General features: G+C 62.5%; 10 protein-coding genes and 1 riboswitch. Of the genes, 8 read left to right on the top strand and 2 right to left on the bottom strand.

Annotation, left to right across the window (positions count from 1 at the left end; translation table 11 throughout):
* Positions 1-2 precede the first annotated feature (2 nt).
* Genes vioA through NCS00_RS01110 form a run of 3 tightly spaced genes read left to right on the top strand, consistent with a single transcriptional unit; the run spans position 3 to position 3,154 of the window.
* Positions 3-1,151, top strand: coding sequence for a dTDP-4-amino-4,6-dideoxy-D-glucose aminotransferase VioA (gene vioA / locus NCS00_RS01120; RefSeq protein WP_250433479.1), 1,149 nt, complete (start codon positions 3-5; stop codon positions 1,149-1,151).
* A gap of 33 nt (positions 1,152-1,184) precedes the next feature.
* A complete protein-coding gene (locus NCS00_RS01115; RefSeq protein ID WP_250438858.1) occupies positions 1,185-2,306 on the top strand; it encodes an ATP-grasp domain-containing protein in 1,122 nt (373 codons plus the stop codon).
* Entirely contained in the window at positions 2,303-3,154 is an 852-nt protein-coding gene (locus NCS00_RS01110; RefSeq protein ID WP_250438855.1) for a class I SAM-dependent methyltransferase, read from the top strand. The genes NCS00_RS01115 and NCS00_RS01110 overlap by 4 nt, the downstream gene beginning before the upstream one ends.
* A 144-nt stretch (positions 3,155-3,298) precedes the next feature.
* On the opposite strand, the gene NCS00_RS01105 is transcribed toward NCS00_RS01110, so the two are convergent.
* A complete protein-coding gene (locus NCS00_RS01105; RefSeq protein ID WP_034470401.1) occupies positions 3,299-4,309 on the bottom strand; it encodes a sodium:calcium antiporter in 1,011 nt (336 codons plus the stop codon).
* A gap of 88 nt (positions 4,310-4,397) precedes the next feature.
* Positions 4,398-4,573, bottom strand: a riboswitch (yybP-ykoY riboswitch).
* A 163-nt stretch (positions 4,574-4,736) separates the two neighbouring features.
* On the opposite strand from NCS00_RS01105, the gene NCS00_RS01100 reads away from it, so the two are divergent.
* A complete protein-coding gene (locus NCS00_RS01100; RefSeq protein WP_250439060.1) occupies positions 4,737-6,332 on the top strand; it encodes an ABC transporter substrate-binding protein in 1,596 nt (531 codons plus the stop codon).
* 6 nt (positions 6,333-6,338) lie between these two features.
* Here NCS00_RS01100 and NCS00_RS01095 read toward each other — a convergent pair whose 3' ends face one another.
* Positions 6,339-7,412 carry an MBL fold metallo-hydrolase gene (locus NCS00_RS01095; protein WP_250438853.1) on the bottom strand — a complete coding sequence of 358 codons (1,074 nt, stop codon included), beginning with the start codon at positions 7,410-7,412 and terminating at the stop codon, positions 6,339-6,341.
* A 105-nt stretch (positions 7,413-7,517) separates the two neighbouring features.
* Here NCS00_RS01095 and NCS00_RS01090 point away from each other — a divergent pair, with 105 nt between their 5' ends.
* Genes NCS00_RS01090 through NCS00_RS01075 form a run of 4 tightly spaced genes read left to right on the top strand, consistent with a single transcriptional unit; the run spans position 7,518 to position 11,773 of the window.
* A complete protein-coding gene (locus NCS00_RS01090; protein WP_008351922.1) occupies positions 7,518-7,940 on the top strand; it encodes a MerR family transcriptional regulator in 423 nt (140 codons plus the stop codon).
* Positions 7,941-7,974: 34 nt separating this feature from the next.
* Positions 7,975-9,777, top strand: coding sequence for a bifunctional isocitrate dehydrogenase kinase/phosphatase (gene aceK, locus NCS00_RS01085; protein ID WP_008351924.1), 1,803 nt, complete (start codon positions 7,975-7,977; stop codon positions 9,775-9,777).
* 30 nt (positions 9,778-9,807) lie between these two features.
* Positions 9,808-10,587 carry a carbonate dehydratase gene (can, locus tag NCS00_RS01080; RefSeq protein WP_008351926.1) on the top strand — a complete coding sequence of 260 codons (780 nt, stop codon included), beginning with the start codon at positions 9,808-9,810 and terminating at the stop codon, positions 10,585-10,587.
* On the top strand, positions 10,580-11,773 hold the full coding sequence (locus tag NCS00_RS01075) for an acetyl-CoA C-acetyltransferase (RefSeq protein ID WP_250438851.1): 1,194 nt from the start codon (positions 10,580-10,582) through the stop codon (positions 11,771-11,773). Before can ends, NCS00_RS01075 begins: the two co-directional genes overlap by 8 nt.

Below are 11,773 nucleotides of genomic sequence, written 5' to 3'. Positions count from 1 at the left end.
TCATGAGCGCCATTCCTCTCTTTCGCGAGCAGCCCGCCATCGACGAGCGTATCTTCGTCACGCAGCCGCATCTGCCGCCGCTCGACGAATTCGTTCCGTATCTCGAGAAGATCTGGGAAAACAAGACGCTGACCAACGGCGGCCCGTTTCATCAGCAGCTCGAACAGGCGCTGTGCGAATACCTCGGCGTGCAGCACCTCGCGCTGTTCTCGAACGGCACGATGGGTCTCGTCACCGCGCTGCAGGCGCTGCGCATCACGGGCGAAGTGATCACCACGCCGTATTCGTTCGTCGCGACCGCGCATTCGCTGCTGTGGAACGGCATCAAGCCGGTGTTCGTCGACGTGGACCCGGTCACGCTGAATCTGGATCCGCGTCAGATCGAAGCCGCCATCACGCCGCAGACCACCGCGATCATGCCGGTGCACTGCTACGGCCAGCCGTGCGACGTCGAAGCGATCCAGGCGATCGCCGACAACTACAACTTGAAGGTGATCTACGACGCCGCGCACGCGTTCGGCGTGCGCAACGAGGCGGGCAGCATCCTCACGCACGGCGACCTGTCGGTGCTGAGCTTCCACGCGACGAAAGTCTTCAACACGTTCGAGGGCGGCGCGATCGTCTGCCCGGACGCGAAGGTGAAGCAGCGCATCGACCATCTGAAGAACTTCGGCTTCGTCAACGAGACGACCGTGGTCGCGGCCGGCATCAACGGCAAGATGAGCGAAATCAATGCGGCATTCGGCCTGTTGCAGCTTCAGCACATCGATCGCGCGCTCGCGCGCCGTCAGGAGATCGACGCGCTGTATCGCACCCTGCTCGCCGACGTCGACGGCATCGTGCCACTGCCCGGTCTCGCGGGCGGCGCGACGAACCACTCGTATTTCCCGGTGCTCGTGCAAAGCGACTACAAGCTGACGCGCGACGAGCTGTATCAGCGTCTGCGCGATCACGAGATTTTCGGCCGCCGCTATTTTTATCCGCTGATTTCGGATTTCCCGATGTATCGCGGCCTGCCCTCCGCGCAGCCGAGCCGACTGCCGAACGCGCAGGAAGCATCGCGCAAGGTGCTGTGCCTGCCGATCTATCCGGCGCTCGCGGACCGCGACGTCGAGCGCGTCGTGGACGTGATCCGCGCGGCCAACGTCTAAGGCCCGGCAGCCCGGCGCACGCAGGATCGACCCATGCACGTGTTTCTTCTCTTCAGCGGCACCAACGATCGCGCCGTCGTCGCGCTGCTGCGCGCGATCGGCAAGCTCGGGCAACAGGCGGCGGTGATCGCGCGTTCGGCCGCCGATCAGGTTCTGTCGAGCGCGTATCGCGATCTCGTGGTCGCCGTGCGCGAAAACGACACGCTCTCGGTCCCGCTGCTCGCCGGTTATATCGCGCAGGCGAAGGCGAAGTTCGGCGCGCGCCGCGTGACGCTCGTGCCGATCTCCGAATTCTTCAACACCTTCCTGCTGGATCACAAGGAAGCGCTGGAATCCATCGACGGCGTGCATGTGCCGCTCGTCGATCCGTCGCTGTACGCGAAGCTCACGAACAAGGCGAGCGCCACCGAGTTCTTCGCGCGCGAAGGCATCGCGCCGCCGCCCGAATACGCGGGCATCGACGATGCCGTGGTGCCTTTCGTCGCCAAGCCGAAATGCAACGTCGACGGCAAGCGCGTGCTTTATCCGGTGCTCGTGAAAAGCGACGCGGACCTCGCCGCTTTCAAGGCGAGCGAAGATCCGTCGCACTATTTCTTTCAGCACTTCGTGACGGGACGCAGCTTTTATCTGCTCGCCTATTTCGCGCGCACGGGCGAAGTCTTCTGCTCGTCGCAGGAAAACCTCGCGCAGCAGCCCGGCGGCAAGTCGATCGTGCTCGCGCGCACCGCCGATTTTCATGCGAGCGATATCGGCGTGAAGCTGCGGCAGGCGCTTTCGCAATGCGGCTATTTCGGCTTCGCGATGATCGAATGCATCGTCGGGGACGACGGCGCGTACTTCATCGAAATGAATCCCCGTCCGTGGGGACCGCTCGACCTGTGCCTGAACCACGACTGCGGCATCGTCGAAGCTTTCGTGGGCGACTGGGCGACGGAAGATGCAACCGCTTATCAAGGCCGGCGCCTTTCGCGCGCACGCCACGCCACGTATCTGTGGACGGGCGGCATCGTGAACACATGGCGCCGGCGCCGGACGACCGTGCATCGCTATGGCAGCGAAGCGCGTCTCGCGGGCGCTGCGTTGCGCGCCCTGGCCGGCGACGTCTATCTCGCAAGCGACAGCTGGCGAATCTTTTACAAGGAACTATGGAAATGACCTCTGGCGCCACCGCAGTCAAGGAGCGGCTCGCTCAACTCTACGGAGAAGTCTCCAAGCACTCGGGGTATCAGACGATCCCCGACTTCGTCGCGAGTACGCTCGGTTATCAGGAGACCATTCAGAGCCAATGGCGCGGCGACCGCAACCGCCTCGACTGGATTCTCGCGCATCGCGCGCCGCAAGCCGGCGAGCGCTGGGCCGACTTCGGCGCGAATACGGGCTTCTTCACGTACACGATCGCGCATGCGCATCCCGATGCGCGCGTGACGGCGATCGAAGCGAACGCCGAACACGCGAAGTTCCTGCGCGAACTCGGCGATGCCTTCTCGATCGGCAATGTCGACGTGCATCACGAAGCGCTGCCCTTCGATGGCCTCGACAAGCTGTCGGACATCGACGTGCTTTTGCATCTGAATGTGCTGCATCACGCGGGCGCGGATTTCGACCGCGAATATGTGACCGGCGCGCACGATTTTCCGGCGTATGCGGTCGCTTATCTGAAGAAGCTGCGTCAGGCGTCGCGCTCGCTCGTGTTCCAGCTCGGCTGCAATCTGTGGGGCGACAAGACGCATCCGCTGCAGCCGGGCGCGACCGATGCGGAGCGTCTCGCGTATGTGTCGAAGCTGCTGACGGACGCCGGCTGGCGCATTCGCGATCTCGCGTACGCGAAGAAGACGACCGACGCGCCGATCGCCTATGCCGATCTCGGCAAGGACGTCATCGAAGCGCTGAACGGCCAGCACGGACAAGCCGAACTGCGCCTCTTCGCCGACGCGCTCGCGCCGTATGCGCTGGAACAGCACATCGGCGAGTTTTATCGGCGCGCGATTTACATCGTCGATTAATTGACGGACGGCACTAAAGTTATCGGCGCACGTGCCGATAACCCCTATAAGAACAACAAGAACGACGTGCCGGTTTTCTCGGCGCGCTGCTTCGCTCTTCGATGCCCGCCTCGCGCGGGCATTCTTCTTTGTGCCGCAGCTTTGTCAGCGCCCGAGCGTCAACGCGAGATAGGCCGCGTACAGCACGCCGTTGCCGAGCAGCGCCCACAGCACGACGCCGTTCTCCTTCGCATTGAAGCGCAGCCACGCCGCCGCCGCGAGCGTGATGAGCACGCCCGTCAGCACTTCGATACGCGGCTCCCACGGCGTCAGCATGATGCCGATGGCCGGCAGCAACGTCCCTTGAAACACCATCGCGCCGGTGATGTTGCCGAACGCGAGCGTGTCCTTTCCTCGGCGCGCCCACAGAATGCTGTTCACTTTCTCGGGCAGTTCCGTCGCGATCGGAATGATGATGAGCGACAGCAGCAGCGCCGAAATTCCCAGCGCATGCGACACGCCCTCGACGCCGTGAATGAAGCCCTTCGCGCCGCCGACGAGCAGCACGATGCCGAAGAAAAACTGCAGCATGATCGTGCCGAGCGACGTTTTCAAACCGAGACGCGAAGCGAACAAGGCCTCGGGCGCTTCCGTTCCGTGTCCGCCCTCGACGAGCTTCGCCGAAGCCTTGAACGTCGAAATCACATAAACGATATAGAGCGCGACGAGCCCGACCGCGAACAACGCGCGCACTTGCCACGCGTGATGCGGCACGAACATCGCGGCGCACGCGATGAGAAACGCGACCAGAAAGAAGTTCAGATCGCGCACGAAGCCGCTGCGCTCCGGCACGATGCGCCCGCTCATGCCGCGCGACTTGAGGATCGCGAACGTCATCAGACACGTCGAAAGCGTCGCGAGCATAAGCGGCGCGCCGAGAATCGCGCCGACGCCGATCTCTTCGTTGACCGCACGGCTCGTCGTGCCGCCGAGCAGCGCGATGATCGGCACCGTCGTCTCGGGCAATGCCGTGCCGACCGCCGCGAACAGCGATCCGGTCACGCCTTCGGAAATGCCGAGCCGTTCGCCGAGATGTTCGAGCGCATTCGTGAATAGCTCCGCCGCGACCAGGATGATCGCGAGCATCAGCGCGAGTTCGAGAAAGAGCATCGTCATGCGGCACCTCGCATCGAAACATGCGACGGGTGCGCGAGCGTGCGCGGGAAACGGGGATGTTGTAGTTGTGGGGACACGATGATTCCACGGCCGGACGTCGAGCGAACCACGATGCGCCACGCGCCGTCCGGCCAGGAACGACATAGCGCATCGATGGTCTCGCCAAACCGTTCCGGTCGAACGCGCCACGGCAGCAGGGCCGAGGATGTTGACGCGTTCTCCTTCGCTCGCGAAGGAAGGCTACTCCCCAAAGAAGGCGCAAGTTTAGCCCGATGCGCCCCGTTTCGGCAACCCGCGGAATAAGCGTATGCCGATCGGATCGTTGTCGTCGACGGATGCATCCGCTAATCTGGCCGCGCCGGGCGCGTCGCTTGCTGCGCGTGCTCAAGCTCATCCACGAACAAAAATGAAGATCACGGGAGATCTCATGCGTCTGAAACTCTTCGCCGCGGCCGCCGCGATGGCCATGTTCGCCGCGCCGATGCTCGCGATGTCCAAGCCGCTCACCGTCTGCACCGAATCGAGCCCGGACGGCTTCGATGTCGTGCAATTCAATTCGCTCGTAACGACCAACGCATCGGCGGATGTCATCTTCAATACGCTCGTCTCCTACGACGAAGCCGCGAAGAAGGTCGTGCCCTCGCTCGCGGAAAAGTGGGACGTGACGAGCGACGGGCTCACGTACACATTCCATCTGCGTCCGAACGTTCAGTTTCAGACGACCGATTACTTCAAGCCGACGCGTCCGCTCAGTGCCGACGACGTCGTGTTCACGTTCTCGCGCATGCTCTCGGACGACAATCCGTGGCACAAGATCGCGGGCGCGAGCGGCTTTCCGCACGCGCAGTCGATGGGCCTCGTGAAGCTCATCAAGGCCGTATCGAAAGTCGATGACCATACCGTGAAGTTCGAGCTCAACGAGCCGAACGCGACCTTCGTGCCGATCCTCACGATGGGCTTCGCATCGATCTATTCGGCCGAATATGCGGACAAGCTGCTGAAGGCGAACCAGCAGGTCGATCTGAACAGCAAGCCGATCGGCACCGGCCCGTTCGTGCTGAAGAGCTACACGAAAGATTCGGTCATCCGCTACGACGTGAATCCGTCGTACTGGGGCGCGAAACCGAAGATCGACCGGCTGATCTACGCGATCACGCCCGACGCCGCCGTGCGCGCGCAGAAGATCAAGGCGGGCGAATGCCAGATCGCGCTGTCGCCGAAGCCGCAGGACGTCATCGACGCGAAGAAGGACAAGTCGCTGAAGGTGAGCGAAGCGCCCGCATTCATGACGGCGTTCGTCGCGCTCAACACGCAGAAGAAGCCGCTCGACAATCCGAAGGTGCGTCAGGCGATCAACATGGCCTTCGATCGCACGACCTACATGAAGACCGTGTTCGACAACACGGCGACGCAAGCGGTGAACCCGTATCCGCCGAATACGTGGAGTTACGACAAGAGCATCGAGGCGTACAAATATTCATCCGCCGATGCGAAGAAGCTGCTCGCCGATGCGGGCTTTCCGAACGGTTTCGACACGACGATCTGGGTACGCCCGAACGGCAGCGTGCTCAATCCGAATCCGAAGGCGGGCGCGGAATTGCTGCAAGCCGATCTCGCGAAAATCGGCGTGAAGGCGCAGGTGAAAGTGATCGAATGGGGCGAACTCATCAAGCAGGCGAAGCAGGGTCAGCACGACATGCTGTTCATGGGCTGGGCCGGCGACAACGGCGACCCGGACAACTACATGTCGCCGCTTTTCAGTTGCAACGCGGTGAAGTCGGGCATCAACTTCGCGCGCTATTGCGATCCGCAACTGGACAAGCTCATCGCCGATGGCAAGTCGACCGCCGATGTCGCCAAACGCACGAAGGCGTATGTCGACGGGCAGAAGATCATCCACGATCAGGCGCTGTGGATTCCGCTCGTCTATCCGACGGCGGCGGCGCTCACGCGCGCGAACGTCAGCGGCTATAACGTGAGTCCGTTCGGGCGCGTGAATTTCGGCGCTGTTTCCGTGCAGTAAGCGAAGTCAGGCCGGCGTGAAGCGGATCACGCCGTCAGCGCCGGTCTGACGTTTCAGCGTGCCATCGAGCCAAAGCAGGTTCAGATGCGCGAGCGCTTCGCCGAGCGCGAACGTCATCTGATGGATATCGAGCTTGCGCTTGAACATGATAGGGACGATGTCTGCGGCGCTGCATGGCTTTTGAGCGCACGCGTCGCGCACTTCCGCCAGCCGCGCGCGATGATGCTCGCGCAATTGCCCGATGCGCGTTTGCACGCCGCGAAACGGCTTGCCGTGTGAGGGCAGCGCGAGCGTATCGGCGGGCATGGTTTCGTAGCGGCCGAGCGATTCCAGATACAGCGCAAGCGGATTGCCTTCCGGCTCGACCGCGAACACCGACACGTTTGTCGAAATGCGCGGCAACACCATGTCGCCGGAAATGAGCAACTTGTCGGCGGCGCAGAAAAGCGCGCTGTGCTCCGGCGAATGGCCGTAGCCCGACACCACTTCCCAATTGCGCGCGCCGATACGCATGACATCGCCATCGCGGATACGCCGATATTCCGGCGGAATCGACGGCACGAGCGTCGGGTAATAGCTATCGCGCTTGCGCAGCGCATCGAGCGACGCTTCGTCGGACAGGCCGTGCGCCGCGAAATGCGCCGCCGCTCGCTCGCCGCCCGCGTTCGAGCCGTCGCCGGCGGCCATCACGCGGCCCATCGCGTATTCGCCGAGCGACATCCACAGGCGCACGTTCCATCGATTCTTGTCGCCGCCCGTGCAGATCCAGTCGGCAAGTCCCAGATGATCCGGATGACAATGCGTGACGATCACACGCAGCACCGGCTTTCCATCGAGCACGGAATCGAACACGCGCTCCCAGTTCGCGCGGATCGTATCGCTCGAAATGCCGCAATCGACGACGGTCCAGCCTTTCACACCGTCGATTTCATCGGCGAGCAGCCACAGATTGATGTGATCGAGCGCGAACGGCAGCGGCATGCGCAGCCAGAACACGCCCGGCGCCACTTCCATGACGCCGCCCGATTCGGGCAGCCGGTCCGCGAAAACATAGTCGAGCTGGTGTTCGAGTGCGTTCATTCGGTGCCTGTCTCCGGGTTTGCGCCGCGTTGCAATTTGGCCAAGTTGACGATAACGTAAACGTCCATTCTAACGTTGCGCGCGCATTTGCGCTGCCGGCCGGCAATGACCCAACCGACGCATTACACGATCACCGAACTGGCGCGCGAGTTCGACATTACGCCGCGCGCCATTCGCTTTTACGAAGATCAGGGGCTGCTCGCGCCGAAGCGCGAAGGCTCGAACGGCCTGCGGCGTGTGTATTCGGCGCGCGATCGCACGCGCCTCAAGCTCACGCTGCGCGGCAAGCGGCTCGGTTTCACGCTGTCGGAAATCCGCACGCTGCTCGATCTGTATGACTCGCCTACCGGCACCGCGACGCAGCTACAGGCTTTCGTCGATACGATCGCGGCGCATCGCGAAGTGCTGCAGCGTCAGCTCGAAGACTTGAACACGACGCTCGCCGAACTTTCCGCGTATGAGGAACAGGGCCGCGCGCTGCTCGCGGCGGGCGCGGAAAAGCGTGCGCGCAAACCCAAAGCGGCATAACGCGTGACGCCCGCACAGGAAGCGCAGGGTCGATATGAATCATTTCCCCAAGCTGCTCTCGTCGCAAATCGGCTTCGATGTCGCCAAGACGATACTCGAAGGCTTCGAGCATCATTACCGCGTGTTCCGCGAAGCCGCGATCAAGGCGAAGGAGCTATTCGAGCGCGGCGACTGGCTCGCGTTGCAACAACTGGCGCGCGATCGCATCGCGTCGTATGACGATCGCGTCACGGAATGCGTGACGGCGCTCGAAGACGAATACGACGCGGAGAATATCGAGGACGACGTGTGGCAGCAGATCAAGCTGCATTACATCGGCTTGCTGACGACGCATCGTCAGCCGGAATGCGCGGAAACGTTCTTCAATTCCGTGTGCTGCAAGATCCTGCATCGCTCGTACTTCAACAATGACTTCATCTTTGTGCGGCCGGCCATTTCGACGGAATACATCGAGAACGACGAGCCCGCCGCAAAGCCGACGTATCGCGCGTATTACCCGGAAAAGGACGGCCTCGCCGCGACGCTCGAACGCATCGTCACGAACTTTCAGTTGGAACCGCCGTTCGAGGATTTGCCGCGCGACGTGCAATGCGTGATGCAGGCGCTGCGCGAAGCCTTCGGCGATATCACGCCGGCGCCGAACTTTCAGATTCATGTGCTTTCGTCGCTGTTCTTTCGCAACAAGGCGGCGTATGTCGTCGGGCGGATCATCAACGGCGATGCGCTGCTGCCCTTCGCCATCGCGATCCGGCATACGAAGCCCGGCCTGCTCGCGCTCGATACCGTGCTGCTCTCGCGCGAGCAGGTGCTCATCATCTTCAGCTTCTCGCATTCGTACTTTCTCGTCGATATGGAAGTGCCGTCGGCGTTCGTGCAATTTCTGAGCACGATCATGCCGCGCAAGCCGAAGGCCGAAATCTATACGTCGGTCGGTTTGCAGAAGCAGGGCAAGAACGATTTCTATCGCGACTTGCTGCATCATCTGTCGCATTCGAGCGATAAGTTCATCGTCGCGCCGGGCATCAAGGGACTCGTGATGATCGTCTTCACGCTGCCGTCGTTTCCTTACGTGTTCAAGCTCATCAAGGACGCGTTTCCGCCGCCGAAGGAAACCACGCGGCAGAAGATTCAGGACAAATATCAACTCGTGAAGCGGCACGATCGCGTTGGCCGAATGGCCGATACGCTCGAATATTCGAGCGTCGCGCTGCCGGTCGCGCGCCTCGACGACGCGCTCATCCGCGAACTCGAAAAGGAAGCGCCTTCGATGATCGAATACGAAGGCGACAAGCTCGTCATCCGGCATGTGTATATCGAGCGCCGCATGGTGCCGCTCAATCTCTTCCTGCAGAACGGGAACGCCGACGACGTCGATCACGGCATCAAGGAATATGGCGACGCGATCAAACAGCTGATTCAGGCGAACATCTTCCCCGGCGACATGCTGTACAAGAACTTCGGCGTGACGCGGCACGGTCGCGTGGTGTTCTACGACTACGATGAAATCGAGTATCTGACCGATTGCAACGTGCGCCGCGTCCCTGCGCCGCGCACGGAAGAGGACGAGCTGTCCGGCGAACCGTGGTATACCGTCGGGCCGCACGATATCTTTCCCGAAACGTACGGCACATTTTTGCTCGGCGATCCGCGCGTGCGCGAAGCGTTCATGCGTCATCACGCGGATTTTTTCGATCCCGCGTTCTGGCAGCATCACAAGGAACAACTGCTGCGCGGCGAACTCGCCGATTTCTTTCCCTATGACCGGGACGTCCGATTCTGCATCCGTTATCCGGAGCGTTTCGACGAGCCCGGCCGATCGGACGCGCGCGCCGCGTGAAGCGCGCGGTCCGGCTTTTGACTTTCGAACATGAACCACATTGACGATAAAACGCCGCTTGCTCACCTGTTCGCAAACAATCAGGAATGGGTCGAACGCAAGCTCGCCGAAGACGCCGCTTTCTTCGAGCGCCTCGCGCATCAGCAGACGCCCGAATATCTGTGGATCGGCTGCGCGGACTCGCGCGTGCCGGCCAACGAGATCATCGGCTTGCCGCCGGGCGAAGTCTTCGTGCACAGAAACATCGCGAACGTCGTCGTGCACTCCGATCTCAATTGTCTGTCGGTGATCCAGTTCGCCGTCGATCTGCTGAAGGTGAAGCACATCATGGTCGTCGGCCATTACGGCTGCTCGGGCGTGGGCGCGGCGCTCGTCGGGCGGCGCGTCGGTCTCGCCGATAACTGGCTGCGCCATGTCGAAGACGTGCGCGAAAAGCACGGCGCGCTGCTCGACGAATGGCCGATGGGCGACGCGCGCCATCGCCGTCTCGTGGAGCTGAACACGATCGAGCAGACCATCAACGTGTGCCGCACGACCGTCGTTCAGGACGCATGGGCGCGCGGACAGGAGCTCACCGTGCACGGCTGGACCTACGGCGTGCACGACGGCCGCCTGCGCAACATGGGCATGATGATCGGCGCACCGGCCGAGATCGATCCGGTTTATCAGTCGTGCGTTGCCGCGATGACTCGCAGCGGCGCGCATTCCGCGGAAAACGATGTCCTCGCGTCAGATGCGGCACTTGCCGAACGCTTGGGCGACGTTCCCGAAGTGATCAAGGGCGTCATCAAGGAGCTGAAACATGAGTGAGACAAGGAACGATCCGATCGTCATCGTGTCGGCGGCGCGCACGCCGATGGCCGCGTTTCAGGGCGATTTCGCGTCGCTGACCGCGCCGCAGCTTGGCGCTGCTGCGGTGAAGGCGGCGGTCGAACGCGCGGGATTGAAACCCGAGCAGATCGACGAAGCCATCATGGGCTGCGTGCTGCCCGCCGGTCAGGGTCAGGCGCCCGCGCGTCAGGCGGCGCTCGGCGCGGGCTTGCCGCTATCCACCGGCTGCACGACGATCAACAAGATGTGCGGCTCGGGCATGCGCGCGGCGATGTTCGCGCACGACATGCTGCTGGCCGGATCGGTCGACGTGATCGTCGCGGGCGGCATGGAAAGCATGACGAACGCGCCGTATCTGCTGCCGAAAGCGCGCGGCGGCATGCGCATGGGTCACGGTCAGGTTCTCGATCACATGTTCCTCGACGGCCTCGAAGACGCTTACGAAAAAGGCCGTCTGATGGGCGCGTTCGCGGAGCAATGCGCTTCGTCGTATGCGTTCTCGCGCGAGTCGCAGGATGCGTTCGCGGTCGAATCGTTGCGGCGCGCGCAGCGAGCGAACGACGATGGCTCGTTCGACTGGGAAATCGCGCCCGTGACGGAACAGGGCAGGAAGGGCGATACGGTGATCGGGCGCGACGAGCAGCCGTTCAAGGCGAACATCGAGAAGATTCCGTCGCTCAAGCCCGCGTTCGCGAAGGACGGCACGGTGACGGCCGCGAATTCGTCGTCGATTTCCGATGGCGCGGCGGCGCTCGTGATGATGCGCGAATCGACCGCGATGCGGCTCGGCGTCACGCCGATCGCGCGTATCGCCGGACACAGCACGTTCGCGCAACAACCGGCCTTGTTCACGACGGCGCCCGTCGGCGCGATCAGCAAGCTCTTCGAGAAAAACGGCTGGCGCGCGGGCGATGTCGATCTGTATGAAATCAACGAAGCATTCGCCGTCGTGACGATGGCCGCGATGCGTGAGCACGATCTGCCGCATGACAAGGTCAATGTGAACGGCGGCGCGTGCGCGCTCGGGCATCCGATCGGTGCGTCGGGCGCGCGGATTCTTGTGACGCTGCTCGGTGCGTTGAGGGCGCGTGGGCTGAAACGCGGGGTGGCGAGCTTATGTATCGGCGGTGGGGAGGCGACGGCGATGGGGGTGGAGTTGGTTTGA

This window comes from Caballeronia sp. AZ1_KS37, from assembly GCF_023631165.1.
GTDB lineage: Bacteria > Pseudomonadota > Gammaproteobacteria > Burkholderiales > Burkholderiaceae > Caballeronia > Caballeronia zhejiangensis.
This window is presented reverse-complemented; position numbering and strand designations above follow the sequence as displayed.